Below are 18,110 nucleotides of genomic sequence, written 5' to 3'. Positions count from 1 at the left end.
GGTGACGACCAAGACGGGGCGGAAGGCGATCATGGGTGGATTTCTCGGCAATGCGGGAGCGCATTGGTGGATCATCCTCATCATCGTCGTGCTCGTCTTCGGTGCGGCGAAGCTGCCGGCGCTCGCCCGCAGCCTCGGGCAGTCGGTCAACATCCTGAAGAAGGAAGTCAAGGGCGACGGCACGAAGGACGACGCCGCCAGCACCGACGGCGGCGACTCGACCGCCAGCACCGACCGGAAGTAGCCGATGGCCCGCAAGGGGCGCACGGCTGAGCGGCAGTCGAAGCTGGAAGGCCGCATGCGGCTGGCTGAGCACCTGCGCGAGTTCAAGCGTCGCTTCTACATCTCGGGTGCCGCGATCGTGGCGGCCGCCATCGGCGGCTTCTTCCTCGCCGAGCCGCTGCTGCGGCTGCTGAGCTCGCCGCTCGCCGAGCTGCAGGCGGCGGGACTCGACGTCGAGCTGAACATCACCAACATCACGCAGGCCTTCGACGTGCAGATGCGCATCGGCTTCCTGCTGGGCATCATCATCTCGAGCCCGATCTGGATCTGGCAGCTGCTCGCGTTCATCGTGCCGGCGCTGCGCACCATCGAGCGCCGCTACGTGTTCGGGTTCATCGCCGCAGCCGTGCCGCTGTTCATCGCCGGCTGCGCGACCGGCTGGTTCGTGCTGCCGCGCATCATCCGCCTCTTCGTCGGCTTCACGCCCGACGGCTTCACCGCCTTCCTCGGCGCGACCGACTACTGGGACTTCTCACTCAAGCTCGTCTTCGCCGCCGGCGTCGCCTACACGCTGCCGGTCGTGGTCGTCTTCCTGAACCTTGCCGGCATCGTCTCGGGAAGGGCGATCCTGGGCGCGTGGCGCTGGGCCATCCTGACGGCCACGCTGTTCGGCGCCTTCGTGACGCCGGCCGGCGACGTGTGGAGCATGTTCATCATCTCGGTGCCGATGGTGGTGCTGTACTTCGCGGCCGCCGGCATCGCGCTGCTCGTCGACCGGCGGCGCGCCAAGCGCGAGTCTGCCAGGGTTGAGGCATGAGCGCGGTGACCCGATGACCATCGCGACCGACGCGTTCGCCCGCGCGATGCCGTTCGGGCTCGACCCCTTCCAGCGCGAGGCGTGCGAGGCCATCGAGGAGGGCTCGAGCGTGCTCGTCGCCGCTCCGACCGGCGCCGGCAAGACGGTCGTGGCCGAGTTCGCGATCCACCTCACGATGGAGGCGCCGACCGGTCGCGTCTTCTACACGACGCCTATGAAAGCCCTGTCGAACCAGAAGCACCGTGAGCTGACCGAGGTCTACGGCAGCGCATCCGTCGGCCTCCTCACCGGCGACACCTCCATCAACGGCGATGCCCGCATCGTGGTGATGACCACCGAGGTGCTGCGCAACATGCTCTACGAGGGCCGCGACCTGTCGCAGCTCGAGTACGTGGTGATGGATGAGGTGCACTACCTCGCGGACCGGTTCCGCGGGGCGGTGTGGGAGGAGGTCATCATCCACCTGCCGCGGCACGTGCGGATGGTCTCGCTCTCGGCCACCGTCTCGAACGCCGAGGAGTTCGGCGCCTGGCTCGACGCGGTGCGCGGCGACACCCGCGTGATCGTCTCGGAGCACCGGCCGGTGCCGCTGGACGCGCACGTGCACATCAAGGGCCGCCTGGTCGATCTGTTCGACTCGAAGGCGGGGGAGGACACGCACCGGCCCAGCAAGGAGCTGCAGCAGCTGGCGCGCGGCACCGACCTGGCCGACTCCGCCGCGCACGGCCACCGCGACCGGGGCGGGCACAACCGCTATCGCTCGAGGCGCCCCGACAAGGGCGGCCGCCGGGGCGCGCCGGGCGGTTGGGGCGGCCCGCCCCGGGTCGACCGGGTGGCGCTGATCGAGCAGCTCGACCGGCAGGAGATGCTGCCGGCGATCGACTTCATCTTCTCCCGGGCCGGATGCGACGCGGCTGTGCAGCAGGTCGTGGACGGCGGGGTGCGGCTCACGAGCCCTGAGGATCGCGCCGAGATCCGCGCGATCGTCGACGAGCGCACGCGGCTGCTGGACGACGCCGACCTGGGCGTGCTGGGCTACTACGACTGGATCGACGGCCTCCTGCGCGGCGTCGCCGCCCACCACGCCGGCCTGCTGCCGGTGTTCAAGGAGGTCGTGGAGGAGCTCTTCCGCGCCCGCCTGCTGAAGGTGGTCTTCGCGACCGAGACCCTCGCGCTCGGCATCAACATGCCCGCCCGCACCGTCGTGCTCGAGCAGCTCGAGAAGTTCAACGGCGAGGCGCGCGTGCGCATCACGCCGGGGGAGTACACGCAGCTCACCGGCCGCGCCGGCCGCCGCGGCATCGACACCGAGGGTCATGCGGTGGTGATCTGGAGCGGCAAGCTGCAGCCGGTGGAGGTCGCCTCGCTCGCCTCCCGCCGCACCTACCCGCTGCACTCGAGCTTCAAGCCCACCTACAACATGGCCGTCAACCTCATCGACCGGCTGGGCGTGCCCGGCACCCGTGAGGTGCTCGAGACCTCGTTCGCGCAGTTCCAGGCCGATCGCTCGGTCGTGCAGCTGGCGCGGCGGGTGGTCGACCAGCGCGCCAGCCTGGCCGGCTACGAGGAGTCGATGCGCTGCCACCTGGGCGACTTCTCCGAGTACGCCGCGCTGCGGCGCGAGCTGGCCGACCTCGAGCGCGACGCGCAGCGCAAGAACCTCGGCCACAGCGAGCACGACCGCATCCAGAAGCAGCTGAAGGGCGTGCGCGGCCGCATGAAGCAGCACCCCTGCCATGCCTGCCCGGAGCGCGAGTCGCACGCCCGATGGGGCGAGCGCTACTGGCGCCTGCAGCGCGACGTCGAGAAGGCCGAGCGGCAGATCGCCCGCCGCACGGGCGAGATCGCCGAGCGCTTCGACCGCATCACCGTGATCCTGCGCACGCTCGGCTACGTCGCGGAGACCGAGTCGGGTTCGCGCGTCTCGCCCGCCGGCGAGGTGCTGCGCCGCATCTACGGCGAGCGCGACCTGCTGGTCGCCGAGAGCATCCGGCAGGGTCTCTGGAACGGGCTGGACGCGCCCGCACTGGCGGCGCTCGCCAGCGCGCTGGTCTTCGAGGGCCGCCGAGACGACGGCATGCTGCCGCAGCGGATGCTGCCCAAGGGCGCGTTCCTCGACGCGCTGGATGCGACGCACACGCTCTGGGCACAGCTCGACGACCTCGAGCAGGAGCACCGGCTGCCGGGCTCCGAGCCGCTGCAGACGGGGCTCACCCTCGCGATGCACCGCTGGGCGCGCGGCTACCCGCTCGACGGCGTGCTGCGCGACACCGAGCTGGCCGCCGGCGACTTCGTGCGCTGGACCAAGCAGACGATCGATGTGCTCGAGCAGATCGAGCAGGTCGCGCCCAAGCGCCTCACCCGCAACGCCCGCGAGGCCGTGGAGCGCATCCGCCGCGGCGTCGTCGACGCATCGGGCTCCGCGCTGTGACCGTCAACCCCCTCGCCGGCGCCGGCATCAAGCAGCGCGTCGCCCGCACCCGCGCGCGGCAGCCGCTGTCGACGGCGTACGCGTGGGCAGCAGCCATCCTGGCTGGGGCGATCATGCCGCTCGCCTTCCAGCCGTTCGACTGGTGGCCGCTGATCGTGCTCGCGGTCGCGCTCTCGCTGCTCTCGCTGCGGGGCCGCACGATCGGCACCTCCTTCGGACTGGGCTTCACGACCGGTGCGATCTTCTTCCTGCTCCACATCCAGTGGATCTCCGTGTACCTCGGGCCCGTGCCGCTGATCGCCCTGACGGCATGGATGGCCGTCTGGTGGGGGATGGGCGGCGTCGTGCTTGCGCTCGCCTGGCGCTGGGCGGAGCCGCGCATGCCGGGCCCGATCGGGTCGTTCGTCATGCTGCCCCTGCTGCTGGGCGGCCTCTGGCTGCTGCGGGAATCGCTCTCGTCGACCGTGCCGTGGGGCGGCTTCGCCTGGGGCAGGCTCGCGCACTCGCAGGCCTCCAGCCCGCTCGCCGACACGACCAGCTGGGTGGGCTTCGCAGGCCTCAGCTTCCTCATCGCGACCGTCTCGGCGCTGGTGGTGCAGCTGGCGCTGCACCACCGCACGATCCTGCGCCGCCGGCTCACCTTCGGCGCCATCGCCCTCATCCTGCTGGTCGCCATCCCCGGCTTCCCCATCGAGCAGAGCGGCAGCCTGCGCGTCGGCGCCGTGCAGGGCGACAGCGAGGCCGGCCTGCTCGCCCCGCGCGTGCCGGGTCAGATCCTGCAGCAGCACGTCGATGCCACGCGCGAGCTCGCTGGCTCACAGCTCGACCTGCTCGTCTGGCCCGAGAACGCCGCCGAGTTCTACGCCGACGAGACACCAGCGACCCTGGCGGCGCTCGACCGCGTCGCCACCGAGTTCGACGCGCCGCTGGTGGTCGGCACCGTCACCCGCGACGGCGACGACACCTACAACGCGCTGCTGCAGATCGAGCCGGGGCAGGGCGCTGTGGCCGAGTACCGCAAGCAGCATCCGGTGCCGTTCGCCGAGTACCTGCCGCAGCGCGAGTTCTTCGGGCCCATCCTCGAGCAGCTCGGGTTCCTCGAGCTCATCCCGCGCGACTTCTCGATCGACCCGGCGAGCCCGAACGCCTTCCGCCTCGCGGGCACCAGCGCGGGGCTGGCGATCTGCTTCGACATCATCGACGACTACCTCGCGCGCGAGATGGTGCTCGAGCACGGCGCCCAGATCATCCTCGCGCCCACGAACAACGCCGACTTCGGCGAGGGCTCCGCCGAGAACGTCCAGCAGCTCGCGATCGCGCAGCTGCGCGCGGTCGAGGCGGGCCGCGCGGTCGTCAACATCTCCACCGTCGGCACGAGTGCGATGATCGGTCCCGATGGCACGATCATCGATCGGCTGCCGCAGTACGAGCCGGGGACCATGCTCGACGACCTGCCGCTGTCGACGACCGTGACCCCGGGCATCCGTCTGGGAGCATGGATCGACTGGGCCCTGTGCATCGGCAGCGTCCTCACCCTGGCCGGCCTCGGAGTCGCCACGGCAATGCAGCGGAAGGAGCGAGCGGATGCCTGACGTCATGATCGTGGTGCCGACCTACAACGAGGTCGAGGGCCTGGAGCGCACGGTGGGGCGGCTGCGCCAGTCGGTGCCGCACGCCGAGCTCGTGATCATCGACGACGGCAGCCCCGACGGCACCGGCGAGCTCGCCGACCGGCTCGCGAAGGCTGACGCCGGCACGCTCGTCATCCACCGCAGCGAGCGCGGCTACCGCTCCGCCGTCATCGAGGGCATGCGCTTCGCGATGTCTCGCGGCGCCACCCGGGTCGTCGTCACCGACGCAGACGGCTCCTACGACGCCGACGCCCTGCCTGAGCTGCTGGCCGTCTCGCAGTCGGGGGTGGATCTGGTGATCGGCTCCCGCTTCGTCGAGGGCAGCGACGTGCGCAACATGGGCTGGCGGCGCAGCGTCGCGGCGAAGGTCGGCAACGCCTACGCGCGCACGATGCTCTCCACCGGCGTCAAGGACCTCACGAGCAGCCTGCGCGTCTACCGCACCCGCATCCTGGAGTCGGTCGACCTCGATGCGATCAAGGTGGACGCCTACGCCTTCCAGATCGCCATGGCGGTGCGCGTCGCGCAGGCCGGCGGCACCATCGCAGAGGTGCCGGTCGGCTTCATCGAGCGCGCCGTGGGCAGCTCGAAGATGCGCGTGCTGGAAGAGCTCGGAACGATCGGGGCGGTCACCAAGTGGGGGCTGTCGGGCGTGCGCGCCCTGCCGAAGCCGCCGCGCTGAGCTACGGCAGCAGCGGCAGCGCCAGATCGCAGCGGTCGGTGACGATGCCGTCGGCACCCAGATCGAGCAGCTCCTGCATCTCGACCGGGTCGTTGATCGTCCACACGTGCACCTCGACGCCCGCGCGCCGGAACGCGGCGACGCTGCGCTCGGTGATGATCTCGAGCCCCTTGTGCCTGCGCGGCACCTGCAGCGCCACCACCGGGCGGAGGATGCGCTCGAGCTGACCGTGCAGGCCGAGCCGCTGGGCGGCCAGTGCGCGCACGGCGAGCGACTGCGACGCGCTGGTGGCGACCCCCGGCAGCAGCTGCTGCGCCTGCTTGCGCCGCCGCTCCGAGAACGAGGTGAGCAGCACGCGGTCGGTGGCCTTCGCCTCGACCACCGCACGCACCGCGGGCACGACGGAGGCATCCGACTTCAGGTCGATGTTCCACTTCGCGTCCGGCAGCGCCAGCAGCGCCTCGCGCAACCCCGGCACCCGCTCGCCCTGGCCCAGGTCGATCTCGCCGAGATCCTTCCAGAGCGTCTGCTCGATCACGACGTCCCGCCCGGCGACCCGGTCGAGGCCCGGGTCGTGCGCGAGCACGGCGACGCCGTCGGCGGTGGCGTGCACATCGGTCTCGAGGAACGTGGCACCGGCATCCACTGCGGCGATGAACGCCATCATCGTGTTCTCCGGCGCATCGAGGGCGAGCCCCCGATGCGCCAGCACCCGCGGCGACGCCGGGGTCAGGAACGCGCTCACGCCCGCGTGGGCCCGCCGTCCTGGGGGGCGTCGGGGAGATCCTCGGGGTCGACCGCCGGTGCATCCGCCCGCACTTCGCGCGCCGTCTCGATCGCCTCGCTGTAGTCGGTGTCGGGGGTCTCGTCGGCGAGCGACGTGGACGAGGAGACGTTGTCGATGCGGCCGGCGTCCTTCGGGTCGATGCCGCTGGCCTGCAGCGTCTCGGCGATCGAGGGCACCTCGACGTCGGAGACCGAGTCGGCCTGGAAGGTCTCGTCCAGGATCGACTGGCCGGTCTCACCGCTGTGCTTGGTCTTGGCCTTCTGCGCCGGCACCTCGGCGCGGCCCTCGAAGAAGCCCTTGCCGACCTGCTGCAGCGCGTCGGTGAGCTCCGACGGGATGATCCAGAGCTTGTTCGAGTCGCCCTCGGCGAGCTTCGGCAGCGTCTGCAGGTACTGGTAGGCGAGCAGCTTGTTGTCGGCGTCGCCCTCGTGGATGGCGGCGAACACGCGCTCGATCGCCTCCGACTCGCCCTTGGCCAGCAGCACCTGGGCCTCGGCGTCACCCTTGGCGCGCAGCACCTGTGCCTTGGCCTGGCCCTCGGCTCGCAGGATCTCCGACTGGCGGAGGCCCTCGGCCTCGAGGATCTGCGACTGCTTCGAGCCCTCTGCGGTGAGGATCGCGGCGCGGCGGTCGCGCTCGGCGCGCATCTGCTTCTCCATCGAGTCCTGGATGGAGTGGGGCGGGTCGATCGCCTTCAGCTCGACGCGGCCGACGCGCAGGCCCCACTTGCCGGTGGCCTGGTCGAGCACGTTGCGCAGCTGGCCGTTGATCGTGTCGCGGCTGGTGAGCGCCTCCTCGAGGTTCATGCCACCGACCACGTTGCGGAGCGTGGTGGTGGTGAGCTGCTCGACACCCGAGAGGTAGTCGGCGATCTCGTAGGTGGCCGCGCGCGCATCCGTCACCTGGAAGTACACGACGGTGTCGATCGAGACGACCAGGTTGTCCTCGGTGATCACCGGCTGCGGCGGGAACGAGCGCACCTGCTCGCGCATGTCGACGTGGTACGCGACGCGGTCGATGAACGGCACGAGGAAGTTGAGGCCGGGCTGCAGCACCTTGTGGAAGCGGCCGAGCCGCTCGACCACACCGGTGAAGCCCTGCTTGATGATCCTGATCGACCTGAAGAGCGTGACGAGCACGAACAGGACGACCAGGATCACCACGACGAGCAGGAATGCTCCGAGGATGAATTGTCCGTCGATCGGCATGAGGCAGCTCCTTGGGTTAGCGCTGGGCTGGGACGACGATGGCCGTCGCCCCTTCGATGGCGGTGACGACGATGCGCTCGCCGACGTCGGGATCGCGCGGCTGCACCGCGGGGGAGAGGCGGGCCGTCCAGATGTCGCCGTTCACGAGCGTCACCTCACCCGCGCCGCGCACGAAGGAGCGAGTGACCTCGCCCGCCATGCCCAGCAGCGCCTCGATGCCCTGCAGATTGACCTGGCCGGATTCGTGCAGGCGATGCAGCAGCTTCGGCCGCACGAGGAACAGCAGCGTGATGGCAGCCGCGGCGGCGATCAGGATCTGCGCCCACCAGGGCAGCCCGGTGATGCTGGAGACGAGGCCGACGACCGACGACATGCCGATCATCAGGAACGTGAACTCGAGCGTCACCATCTCGATGATGAAGCACACGAGCGCTACGACGAGCCACGCGATCCAGGCATATTGGACGAGATCCACACGCCCAGCATATTGAGCGGATGCTGTGACCGGGCAAGGCGCGCGCGGCCAGCCCGGTCGCGGGTCGCCGCCGTGGCCGCACGGGCCGCACAGTAGTCTCATCGGGAACGAAGGAGCACACGTGTCGGAGACCCCCACCGCCCCCCTTGAGCCCGGTTCGCTGACCGGCCGCACCGCGCTCGTGACCGGCTCGAGCCGCGGCATCGGCGCGGCCACCGTCGCGCTGCTCGCCGCCGCCGGAGCGAACGTCGTCGTGAACTACCGCGCCAAGGCGCCGCGCGCCGAGAAGGTCGTCGCGGCCGCCCAGGAGCAGGGCGTCGAGGCGATCGCCGTGCAGGCCGACCTCACCGACGCCGCGAGCCTCGCGACCATGTTCGAGGCGGCGCGCTCGCGCTTCGGCGGGATCGACATCCTGGTGATGAACGCCTCCGGCGGCATGGAGAGCGGCATGGGCGAGGACTACGCCATGCGGCTGAACCGCGATGCGCAGGTCGCGCTGCTCGAGGCCGCGCTCCCGGTGCTGAGCAATGGGGCCCGCGTCGTGTTCGTCACCAGCCACCAGGCCCACTTCATCCGCACCACGCCGACGTTGCCCGAGTACGAGGCCGTCGCGCTGTCGAAGCGTGCGGGCGAGGACGCCCTGCGCGAGCGCATCCCGGCGCTGGCCGAGCGCGGCATCGAGCTCGTGGTGGTCTCCGGCGACATGATCGAGGGCACCATCACCGCCACCCTGCTGGAGCGCGCCAACCCGGGCGCGATCGCCAGCCGCCGCGAGGACGCCGGCAAGCTCTACAACGTCGAGGAGTTCGCGCAGGAGGTCGCGCTCGCCGCTGTCGAGCCGGTGCCTGCCGAGCACACGCGCCTGGTCGGCGACGTCGAGGGATTCGGCGCTGCCGAGGGCACCGCCTGATGCGCGCCGAGGACATCGAGCAGCTCGTCACGCTCTCCCGCCCCGCCGTGCACCCCGGCGGCAAGTGGGCGATCGTCGCGGCCTCACGGCCCGACCTTCGCGCGAACCGCAACGTCGGGCAGCTCTGGAAGGTCTCGCTGCGCGACGGTTCGCGACGACGACTCACCGGCGGCACCGCCGACCGCGCCCCGCAGCTCACGCCCGACGGCCAGACGGTGCTGTTCGTGCGCCCCGATGCGGCCGACACGCCGCAGGTGTGGGCCATGCGCGTGGACGGCGGCGAGCCCGTGCAGGCGACCGCGCAGGCGGGCGGCGTGCTGGAGTTCGCGGTCTCGCCCACCGGCGACCGCATCGCCTTCACCTCGATCGTGGCCGAGCCCGGCCGCTACGGCTCTGTCGCCGGCGTCTCGCCGGCGCAGGAGTCGCCGCGCCTGATCACCCGCAACCGCAACCTCGCCAACGGGCTCGGCAGCCTCGTCGGCCGGCACGCCCACCTGTTCACCGCGGCGCTGCCCGATCTCGATGCCGAGCCCCGCTACGACCGCGCCGCGCATCCGCACGACGATGAGACGACGAAGGACGACGCGCCGCACGCGCCCGAGGCGGTCAAGCTCAGCCACGGCGACTTCGACCACGCGGCACCCGCGTTCTCGAGCGACGGCGAGCGCGTGCTGTGCACGACGGCCCGGCACGACACCCGCGACGACGACCTGCTGACGGCCGTCGTGGAGTTCGACGCGACCGTCGCCGAGGGTGAGCCGCACACGATCCTCTCCTCCCGCGCGGGCCTCAGCGTCGACGAGGTGCAGGCGACGCCCGACGGCGGCTTCGTGCTGATCGCGGGCAAGCTGGGGGACTCGGGTCGTGACTTCGTCGCCCGCCAGGCGCAGCTGTTCGTGCTCGAGCAGCCGGGCGCGCACGCCGAGGAGGTCACCGACGAGGAGTCGGTCGACCTGGGCGAGAGCGGCAGCCACTCGACGGTGGTCGAGGACGGCGTGCTCGTGCAGGAGCGGCGGCGCGGCCGCGTGCGGCTGGTGCACGTCACCGGCGGCGGCTCGAAGGAGCTCATCGGCGGCGACCTCGAGGTGCTCGGCCACGGCGTCGGCGAGGGTGTGACAGTCGCGACCGTGCGCACGCCCACCTCGATGGGCGAGCTCGCCGTGCTCGACGACCGCGGGCTGACGGTGCTGACCGACTTCGGCAAGGCGCTGGGTGAGACCGGCCTGGTGGAGCCGAGCGAGCACGAGTTCGCCGCCCGCGACGGCGGCACCGTGCACGGCTGGGTCTTCATGCCCGAGGGCGAGGGCCCGCACCCGGTGCTGCTGAACATCCACGGCGGCCCCTTCGCGCAGTACGGCGTCGGCGTCTTCGACGAGGCGCAGGTGGCCGTCGCCGCCGGCTACGCCGTCGTGCAGTGCAACCCTCGCGGCTCCGCCGGCTACGGGCGCGCGCACGGCGCCGCGATCAAGCAGGCGATGGGCACCGTCGACCTGCACGACGTGCTCGACTTCCTCGACGGCGCGCTGGACGCGCATCCGTCGCTCGACCGAGAGCGACTGGGCATCATGGGCGGCTCGTACGGCGGCTACCTGACTGCCTGGACGATCGCCAACGACCACCGCTTCACCGCGGCCGTCGTCGAGCGCGGCTTCCTCGACCCCGAGTCGTTCGTCGGCACGAGCGACATCGGCTGGTTCTTCTCGGGGGAGTACACGGGCACCGACGCGGATGCGGTGCGGGCGCAGTCCCCGATGGCGCAGGTCGGCAACGTGCAGACCCCGACCCTCGTGGTGCACTCCGAGCAGGACTGGCGCTGCCCACCCGAGCAGGCCCAGCGCTACTGGGCGGCGCTCAAGCGGAACGGCGTGGAGACCGCGCTGCTGCTCTTCCCGGGGGAGGACCACGAGCTCACGCGCACCGGTCAGCCGCGGCACCGCGTCGAGCGATTCGAGCACATCCTCGCGTGGTGGGCGAAGCACCTGCCGACGCCCCTGAACCACGGCTGAGGGGACGGGCTCGGCGGGGTGGTGACCTAGGTCATCATCCCGCTGATCTCGTCGACGGCCCGCACCACCGCATCCCGCCCGACCCGATCGATGACGCCCAGCCCGTAGAGGATGCTCGCCGCCTCGTCGTAGGAGCTGTGGAAGCGGATGCCCGCCTGCTCGAGGCTCGCCCGCTTGGCGCCGGTGACCGGCACCACCTCGTGGATGAGCACCGCGACCACGAAGTCGGGGCCGCGGCGCAGCATCTCGGCGCCCACCTGCGCGTCGGCCTGGCCGCTGTCGCCGAGGAAGAGGAACCGGCACTCGGGGAACAGCGAGCGCTCGCGCTCGAAGTTCTGCAGCTTGCGCGCCTTGATCGAGGCCTTCGTGAAGAGGTTGAAGACGGAGCCGCCGAGCACCGCGTGCGGCGGCATGCCGAGGCCGGTCAGGGCGTTGCGCGTGTACTGCTCGATCAGCCCCTTCGGGCCTCCTGGGCGCGCTGTCACGAATGTCAGGTCGCCGGGCCGCGAGGGCTCCGCCGCGCGGCCCTGGTCGAGCGCCTTGAGCAGCTCGACCACGCCCGGGTAGACGGTGCCGCGCGGATAGCGGCCGTCGTGCAGCATCGCCTTGACGGTGTCGTCGATGTCGCAGAGGATGCGCAGGTCGGGCGAGGGTGCGGATGCCGCTTCGGCGGCGATGTGGGCGAGCACGGCGTCGCGGTCGGCGGGCGTGAGGCGCTCGTAGACCACGTGCTCGAGGTCGTGGCTGTCGCCGGTGGCGTTCAGCAGGTACTTCATGTCGCGGAAGGGCTCACCGGTCAGGGAGGTGAGCATCGATCGGATGCCCGTCGACAGGATCGGGCTGGGGGAGAGGCGCCGCAGCGCGTGCACGACGCGGGCGCGCATGGCAGGGCTCAGCTCGTCGACACGGTCGGTGCACAGCAGCTGCACGAGCTCGCGGCGCTCGTCGCCGCGGAAGAGGCCGGTGAGCACGGTGCCGGCGATCGCTGCCACGGAGCGCTCGAGATCGATCTGTTCGAGCACGCACTCGAGCTGCCCCTGGGGCGTCGCGCGCAGCTGCTGCAGTGCTTCCCTCGGCTTCATACGAGCGATCCTCGCAGGCGGATGCTGAGCGCCCCGCGATCGATGCGCGCGTCCAGCCGCGTGATGCGGCCCGCCGCATCGCCGTCGATCTGCACCGGCAGCAGCTCATCCGTCCAGCCCAGTGTGACGCGCTCGGCGGTGCGGTGCCGCAGCACGCCCTCGGCGCGCGCGATGCCGGCGCCGGCGGCAGCGATGCGACCCCAGTGGGCGAGGTGGCGCGGGCTGACGGCGGCGATGTGCAGCAGGCCGTCGTCGAGCCGGGTGTCGGGCAGCACCTGCAGGCCCGCGGGGATGCGTGCGGCGTTGTGCACGAGCACGCTCCAGGCGTGCGTCGACTCGATCTCGCCGCCGTCGAAGCGGCCGCGCACGGCGAAGCTCGGGCTGCGCAGCCGGCGCGCTCCGATGGCGATGTAGGCGGCCCAGCCGAGCCGGCGCTTGTGCAGCAGCGAGGCAGCCTCGACAGCCAGCGCGTCGTTGCCGACACCGGTCACGACCAGGAAGGCGCGCTCGGGCTCGGTCACGCCGTCGCCCCGCGTGAGCACGACGCGGCCGAGGTCGATGCGCGCGGCGTTGCCGCTCGGCGCCGATCCGCCCACGGCGATGCGCGCCGTCGCTGCCGCATCCCGCAGCGGCAGGTCGAGGTTGCGAGCGAACAGGTTGGCCGTGCCGGCCGGCACGATGCCGAGCGGCACGCCGGTGTGGGCGAGCACGCTCGCCACCTCCCGCACGGTGCCGTCGCCGCCGATGGCGACCACGGCATCCGCCCCCTGCTGCAGCGCCGCACTGGTCTGCGGACCACCCGGCTCAGCGATGCTCGTGGGCAGCACACGCGCGTCTGCCCCGGTGGCTGCCGCTTCGCGCAGCACCGCGTCGACGGCGCGGTCGAAGCCTCGCGCGGTGGGATTGCCGATGACGGCGAGCGAGGGCACGCGGCCAGCGTAGCCGCGCGCACTCGGCGGCCGGCGGTCACGCCGTCGTGAGGGCGCCACCGGCCCGGCATTGCCCGTAGGCGACGGCGAGCACGAGCGCGACGATCACGGCATGATAGGCCGCAGCGACAGGAAGGCGCCCAGCCGCGCGATCTCATCGTGCACCGCATCACGCAGGCGGGCGCTCGGATCCTCGTCCCAGTGGATGCGGTGCACGCGCAGCGCACCCGCGTCGCGATCGGACTTCGCATCCACCTTGCCGACCAGCCGATCGCCATCGAGGATCGGCAGCGCGAAGGCGCCCCACCTGCGCGTGGCGGCGGGCGTGTACTGCTCGAGCGCGTACTCGAAGCCCCACAGCTGCGTCATGCGCTTGCGATCGGCGATCAGCCGATCGAGCGGCGAGAGCAGCGCCACCCGGCCGGCGAAGCCCTCGGCGCTCGCATCGGGGTCGAGCCGCCACTGGCCGCGCAGCACCGTTCCGTCGGCGCACTCGACGCGCACGGGCTCGCCCTCGTCGCCCAGGTGGGTCGCTCGCGCGATGCCGCACGCGCGCAGCCAGCGCTGCCCCCAGGTGCGCTCCGCCTGCTCCCGCTCCACCGGCTCGACGGGCGGCAGCACGCGCTCGGCCAGATCCCAGACGCGCGCGGTGCCGAGCCGTTCGGCGACGACCACCTCGCCGCGGATCTGCAGCAGCTCGAGCATCATCGCGACGTTCCGGTCGGTGTTCCAGCCGCTGGAGCGGTAGGGCACGTCGGCGGCGTCGTCGATGTCGGCCTGCGGCAGCGGGCCGTCCTCGCGCAGCTGCGCCAGCACCCGGGCGCGAAAGCCATCGTTGGCCTCCAGCCAGTCGCGCGCCGAGGCGTGGATCGCGTCGGCGGAGCGGCCGATGGCCGTGAGCCACGGCAGGTCGCTCGTGGCCCGCAGCGCGATCGCCCACGCCTCCATCGGGTGCCGGTGGGGGCCGAGGTGCTCGACGAGGCTGAGGTCGACCTCGACGCTGCGCCGCACGTCCTCGTAGGCGAGCTCCGGGATGCGCGTGTGCGCGATCTGCTCGGCCGAGGGGCACACGATGTCGGCCGGGTTCAGCGGCAGCAGCGTCAGCTGCTCGGCGAGCGCGGGCAGGTCGCCCGCGTCGCGCTGGTCATACCCGTCGGCGTCGAGCCACTGCGCGCGCACCGCGATGCGCCGCGCCTCCTCGGCCGTGATCGTGCGCACCTCGCTGACAACCATGTGGCGATGCTACGCACTGCCGCCGACGCGAGTCCGTGGTGTGGGGGAGGATGGGCGCATGGAGGACGAGCTCCGCATCGTGCCGGCGAACCGTGCCAGTCCCGCCGACCTCGACGCGATCTTCGGCAGTCGCGGCAACGGATCCCGCTGCCGATGCCAGCGCTACCGGCTCGAGCGCGGCGAGACCTTCGCAGGCACCCCCGTCGAGGAGCGCGCCACGCGCCTGCGCGACCAGACGAGCGCGGGCGAGCCCGACGCATCCGCCACCACCGGCCTCGTCGCCTACCTGGGCCAGCTGCCGGTGGGCTGGGCGGCCGTGGCGCCGCGCTCGGAGCACCAGGGACTGGTGCGCGAGTTCACGGTGCCCTGGAAGGACCGGGATGAGCACAGCGCGGATGCGTCGGTGTGGGCGATCACGTGCCTGTTCGTGCGCGCGGGGCACCGCAGGAGCGGCATCAGCCGCGAGCTCGCGGCGGCTGCCGTGGCGTTCGCTCGGGAGCGCGGCGCGCGAGCGGTGGAGGCATACCCGATCACGACCACCGCGGTGATCGAAGAGGAGCTGCACGTCGGCACGCTGCCGACCTTCGAGGCGGCCGGCCTCACCGAGGTCTCGCACCCGACGAAGCGACGGAAGGTGCTGCGCGCAGACTTCGCCTGATGCCGGACCGCGGCTGTGCGTCGCATATCAGCTCCGGCGCCTCGCTTGCCGCCTCCTGCGTGTACGCCCCCGGCGCACCCGCGGTGCCAGAATTGCCACATGTCAGACACGCGCCGCCGCCCCGAGACCGTCGCCGTCACCGCGGGGCGCCCGCCGCACGCGCCAGGAGCGCCCCTCAACGAGCCCGTGACCTTCACGAGCACCTTCGTGCAGGGCGGCGACCCCGTCTACGCGCGCTATGGCAACCCCACGTGGAGCGCCTTCGAGGAGGCGCTGGGAGAGCTCGAGGGCGGCGACTGCATCGCGTTCGCGAGCGGCATGGCTGCGGTGAGTGCCGTCATGGCGCAGGTGCCGCACGGGGGAGCGGTCGTCGTCGCGCGCCACACCTACCAGCACGCGCTGCTGCTGCTCGACGAGGGCGCCGCGACCGGCCGCTTCGAGGTGCGGCGCGTCGACATCACCGACGCCGACGCGGTCGAGGCCGCGCTGCCCGGAGCGGCGCTGCTGTGGCTCGAGTCGCCCACGAATCCAGCGCTCGAGATCGCCGACATCCCGCGCCTGACGGGCGCGGCGCAGGCAGCCGGGGCGCTGAGCATCGTCGACAACACCTTCGCGACGCCGTTGCTGCAGCGCCCGCTCGAGCTCGGCGCCGACGTGGTCGTGCACTCCGCGACGAAGCTCATCGCGGGCCACAGCGACGTCGTGCTGGGTGCGGTCGTGACGCGCACGCCCGAGCTGGCCGAGCGCATCCGTCACCACCGCGGTCTGCACGGCGCCATCCCGGGCCCGATGGAGGTCTTCTTGGCGCTGCGGGGGCTTCGCACGCTGTCGGTGCGGCTCGAGCGCGCCGCGTCGAATGCGCGCGAGCTCGCACGCAGGCTCGCGGGTGCGCCGGGTGTCGTCGACGTGCGCGACCCCGGCTTCAGCACGGTGCTGGCGATCGTGCTCGCCGATGCGGCCGCCGCCGACCGGGTCGTCGAGCGCGTGCAGCTGTGGATCCCGGCGACGAGCCTCGGGGGAGTGGAGTCGACGCTCGAGCGGCGCCGGCGCTGGCCGACGGAGGCGCCGACCATCCCGGAAGGGCTCATCCGGCTGTCGGTCGGCATCGAGCACATCGACGACCTGGCCGAGGATCTGCTGCACGCGCTCGGCAGCTGATCGGCGGCGGCCTGCGCGGCTGCGCCTGGGCCTCAGCGCCGCCGGAGGTCGCGCACGGCCAGCACGGGAGCGCCCGCCGCACTCCATGATTCGGGTGCGGATGCCGCCACGGCGCGATCAGACGCGAGCACCGCCTGCCTCGCGTCGTCGACGCGGGAGTGGCGACCGAGCCCGACGCCCTGCCCGTCGACCGCGTGGAAGAGGTCGAGGCTGCGCTCGATGAAGCCGAGGAAGTGCGCGCCGCCGGCGTCCGACCGCGAGGCCACCCACAGGTCCTCGCTCGGCGACGACCACGTCACCGCGGAGCGTCCACCGTCCGTCGTGCGAGCGATCGAGCGGCGCTCAGGCACCAGCGTCTGCGACATTGCTTGCTCCTTCGTTACATCATTAGTTCGATGATCAACCTATACCATCGTCGAACGATAGGGTGACATCGACGCGAGAGAGAGGAGCACCACGATGCACGCTGCTGCGACGCCACAGAACTCCGGCTACTGGTACCCGGAGCACGGGGTGCCGACGAGCGTCGACGTGCTCAACCTGCTGCGGCGCTACCGATCGGCCGAGAAGGCCATGCGGGCGCGGACGCGGTCGTCGATGGGCATGGGGGAGACCGACCTGCTCGCGCTGCGGCTGCTGCTGCAGGCGGAGCGGCGCGGTGAGACGCTGCGCCAGCGGGACCTCGCCACTGCACTGGGGCTCGCATCGCCGTCGGTGACGGCGCTCGTCGACCGGCTGGTCAAGAGCGGGCATGTGCGTCGCGAGCCTCACCCGGACGACCGACGGGCCTCGATCGTCGTGCCGACCGTCGACACCGACGACGAGGTGCGCGCGACCCTCGGCGCGATGCACCGGCGGATGATCGACGCGCTCGACAACCTGGGCGACGCCGAGCGCCGCACGGTCGCGGGCTTCCTGGAGCGCATGTGCGAGGCGGTCGAGACGGTCGACGATCACGAGCAGCCTGGCCACGCAGCACGGACGCCCGCTCGCTAGCATCGCTGCTGTGAGCGACGAGGCTGATCGAAGCGACTGCGTGTTCTGCGGCATCGTCACCGGCGCGGTGCCGTGCGCGAAGGTGGCAGAGGATGCGACGACCCTCGCCTTCATGGACATCGATCCGGGTGCGGACGGCCACCTGCTCGTGATCCCGAAGCAGCACAGCGCCGACCTCATCGACATCCCGGCCGACGCCCTCGCCGCGACGGTGCTCGCTGCCCAGCGCATCGCCAGGGTCGCGCTCAGCGAACTCGACGCTGACGGCGTCAATCTGCTGCAGTGCAGCGGGGCCGAGGCCTGGCAGACGGTGTTCCACTTCCACCTGCACGTGATCCCGCGCTACCGGGACAGAGCCAAGGATCGCCTGGAGCTGCCATTCGAGCCGGGCCACCCGGCCGATGCGGCGGCCATCGCGGAGCGCGCACGGGTGCTCGCGGCCGCGCTCGAGACGACTAGCCTCGAAGCATGAGTCGCACCGTATGGGCTGTCATCTGCGCGATCGTGGCGATCGTCATCGCGTGGCTGATCGTCGACGTCGTCTTCAGCCTCCTGTGGTTCATCGGGAAGCTCGTCATCGTGGCCGTCGTCGCCGTCGTGGTGTTCTTCGTGCTCCGCTCCTTGATAGGCCGCCGGTCGTCAGAACGCTGACCGACGCGCATCGTGCGCGTTGTGCGGCCGCCGTTCCGCGCCCTGCTCAATGCGCCGATAATGCACATTATGTCGGATTGAGTTGATACCGAAGCTCCGGCCCCACTCTCCCTGAGGCCCAACTCAGCAAACAGATCCCACCAAAACCCGCTCCTGACCGGGTGTTTTCCGCGCAGGGCCGGACGCCGGCCGACGGGCGCCGCTCCTGATTGGTGCAAAGTTTGCACCACCATG

General features: G+C 71.6%; 19 protein-coding genes. 12 read left to right on the top strand and 7 right to left on the bottom strand.

Going from position 1 to position 18,110, the window contains the following annotated elements; genetic code table 11:
* Position 1: 1 nt before the first annotated feature.
* From BM288_RS12795 to BM288_RS12775, 5 genes are read left to right on the top strand one after another with little or no spacing between them, the layout of a single operon-like run.
* Positions 2 to 244, top strand: coding sequence for a twin-arginine translocase TatA/TatE family subunit (locus BM288_RS12795; protein WP_318255568.1), 243 nt, complete (start codon positions 2 to 4; stop codon positions 242 to 244).
* 3 nt (positions 245 to 247) lie between these two features.
* Positions 248 to 1,039 carry a twin-arginine translocase subunit TatC gene (gene tatC / locus BM288_RS12790; RefSeq protein WP_318255567.1) on the top strand — a complete coding sequence of 264 codons (792 nt, stop codon included), beginning with the start codon at positions 248 to 250 and terminating at the stop codon, positions 1,037 to 1,039.
* A 13-nt stretch (positions 1,040 to 1,052) separates the two neighbouring features.
* Positions 1,053 to 3,470, top strand: coding sequence for a DEAD/DEAH box helicase (locus tag BM288_RS12785; RefSeq protein WP_092919377.1), 2,418 nt, complete (start codon positions 1,053 to 1,055; stop codon positions 3,468 to 3,470).
* Positions 3,467 to 5,062 (top strand): apolipoprotein N-acyltransferase, encoded by a 1,596-nt coding sequence (gene lnt, locus BM288_RS12780; RefSeq protein WP_092919375.1) that lies wholly within the window; start codon positions 3,467 to 3,469, stop codon positions 5,060 to 5,062. The genes BM288_RS12785 and lnt overlap by 4 nt, the downstream gene beginning before the upstream one ends.
* Entirely contained in the window at positions 5,055 to 5,783 is a 729-nt protein-coding gene (locus tag BM288_RS12775) for a glycosyltransferase (RefSeq protein WP_092919373.1), read from the top strand. Before lnt ends, BM288_RS12775 begins: the two co-directional genes overlap by 8 nt.
* 1 nt (position 5,784) lies before the next feature.
* Here the strand turns inward: BM288_RS12775 and BM288_RS12770 are convergent, their stop codons facing one another.
* From BM288_RS12770 to BM288_RS12760, 3 genes are read right to left on the bottom strand one after another with little or no spacing between them, the layout of a single operon-like run.
* Positions 5,785 to 6,528, bottom strand: coding sequence for a glycerophosphodiester phosphodiesterase family protein (locus BM288_RS12770; protein WP_318255566.1), 744 nt, complete (start codon positions 6,526 to 6,528; stop codon positions 5,785 to 5,787).
* Positions 6,525 to 7,778, bottom strand: a complete 1,254-nt coding sequence (locus BM288_RS12765) for an SPFH domain-containing protein (protein ID WP_318255564.1) — start codon at positions 7,776 to 7,778, stop codon at positions 6,525 to 6,527. Before BM288_RS12765 ends, BM288_RS12770 begins: the two co-directional genes overlap by 4 nt.
* A 16-nt stretch (positions 7,779 to 7,794) precedes the next feature.
* Complete coding sequence (locus tag BM288_RS12760; RefSeq protein ID WP_318255562.1) at positions 7,795 to 8,253, bottom strand: NfeD family protein; 459 nt, start codon at positions 8,251 to 8,253, stop codon at positions 7,795 to 7,797.
* Positions 8,254 to 8,374: 121 nt separating this feature from the next.
* On the opposite strand from BM288_RS12760, the gene BM288_RS12755 reads away from it, so the two are divergent.
* Both BM288_RS12755 and BM288_RS12750 read left to right on the top strand, forming a co-directional pair.
* Positions 8,375 to 9,163, top strand: coding sequence for an SDR family oxidoreductase (locus tag BM288_RS12755; protein ID WP_092919369.1), 789 nt, complete (start codon positions 8,375 to 8,377; stop codon positions 9,161 to 9,163).
* Positions 9,163 to 11,169, top strand: a complete 2,007-nt coding sequence (locus BM288_RS12750) for a S9 family peptidase (protein WP_092919367.1) — start codon at positions 9,163 to 9,165, stop codon at positions 11,167 to 11,169. Before BM288_RS12755 ends, BM288_RS12750 begins: the two co-directional genes overlap by 1 nt.
* A gap of 26 nt (positions 11,170 to 11,195) precedes the next feature.
* On the opposite strand, the gene BM288_RS12745 is transcribed toward BM288_RS12750, so the two are convergent.
* The 3 genes from BM288_RS12745 to BM288_RS12735 all read right to left on the bottom strand — a co-directional run bounded on the left by BM288_RS12745 (position 11,196) and on the right by BM288_RS12735 (position 14,413).
* Entirely contained in the window at positions 11,196 to 12,251 is a 1,056-nt protein-coding gene (locus tag BM288_RS12745; protein ID WP_092919365.1) for a phosphatase domain-containing protein, read from the bottom strand.
* Entirely contained in the window at positions 12,248 to 13,180 is a 933-nt protein-coding gene (locus BM288_RS12740; RefSeq protein WP_177220389.1) for a diacylglycerol/lipid kinase family protein, read from the bottom strand. The genes BM288_RS12745 and BM288_RS12740 overlap by 4 nt, the downstream gene beginning before the upstream one ends.
* A 105-nt stretch (positions 13,181 to 13,285) precedes the next feature.
* On the bottom strand, positions 13,286 to 14,413 hold the full coding sequence (locus tag BM288_RS12735; protein WP_318255561.1) for a DNA glycosylase AlkZ-like family protein: 1,128 nt from the start codon (positions 14,411 to 14,413) through the stop codon (positions 13,286 to 13,288).
* A 58-nt stretch (positions 14,414 to 14,471) separates the two neighbouring features.
* Here BM288_RS12735 and BM288_RS12730 point away from each other — a divergent pair, with 58 nt between their 5' ends.
* Both BM288_RS12730 and BM288_RS12725 read left to right on the top strand, forming a co-directional pair.
* Positions 14,472 to 15,071 carry a GNAT family N-acetyltransferase gene (locus BM288_RS12730; RefSeq protein ID WP_092919361.1) on the top strand — a complete coding sequence of 200 codons (600 nt, stop codon included), beginning with the start codon at positions 14,472 to 14,474 and terminating at the stop codon, positions 15,069 to 15,071.
* 99 nt (positions 15,072 to 15,170) lie between these two features.
* Positions 15,171 to 16,229 carry a trans-sulfuration enzyme family protein gene (locus tag BM288_RS12725; RefSeq protein ID WP_092919359.1) on the top strand — a complete coding sequence of 353 codons (1,059 nt, stop codon included), beginning with the start codon at positions 15,171 to 15,173 and terminating at the stop codon, positions 16,227 to 16,229.
* Positions 16,230 to 16,261: 32 nt separating this feature from the next.
* Here the strand turns inward: BM288_RS12725 and BM288_RS12720 are convergent, their stop codons facing one another.
* A complete protein-coding gene (locus tag BM288_RS12720; RefSeq protein ID WP_092919357.1) occupies positions 16,262 to 16,594 on the bottom strand; it encodes a hypothetical protein in 333 nt (110 codons plus the stop codon).
* Between the two features lie 94 nt (positions 16,595 to 16,688).
* Here BM288_RS12720 and BM288_RS12715 point away from each other — a divergent pair, with 94 nt between their 5' ends.
* Genes BM288_RS12715 through BM288_RS12705 form a run of 3 tightly spaced genes read left to right on the top strand, consistent with a single transcriptional unit; the run spans position 16,689 to position 17,876 of the window.
* Positions 16,689 to 17,225: a MarR family winged helix-turn-helix transcriptional regulator gene (locus BM288_RS12715; protein WP_092919355.1), complete on the top strand. Its 537-nt coding sequence runs from the start codon at positions 16,689 to 16,691 to the stop codon at positions 17,223 to 17,225.
* A gap of 10 nt (positions 17,226 to 17,235) precedes the next feature.
* The gene (locus BM288_RS12710; RefSeq protein ID WP_318255560.1) at positions 17,236 to 17,697 is read left to right on the top strand and encodes an HIT family protein; all 462 of its coding nucleotides are present in this window, start codon (positions 17,236 to 17,238) and stop codon (positions 17,695 to 17,697) included.
* A complete protein-coding gene (locus BM288_RS12705; RefSeq protein ID WP_092919353.1) occupies positions 17,694 to 17,876 on the top strand; it encodes a hypothetical protein in 183 nt (60 codons plus the stop codon). The genes BM288_RS12710 and BM288_RS12705 overlap by 4 nt, the downstream gene beginning before the upstream one ends.
* Positions 17,877 to 18,110: the final 234 nt, after the last annotated feature.

Origin of the sequence: Agrococcus baldri, from assembly GCA_900114805.1 — a bacterium.
Taxonomy (GTDB): Bacteria; Actinomycetota; Actinomycetes; order Actinomycetales; family Microbacteriaceae; genus Agrococcus; species Agrococcus baldri.
This window is presented reverse-complemented; position numbering and strand designations above follow the sequence as displayed.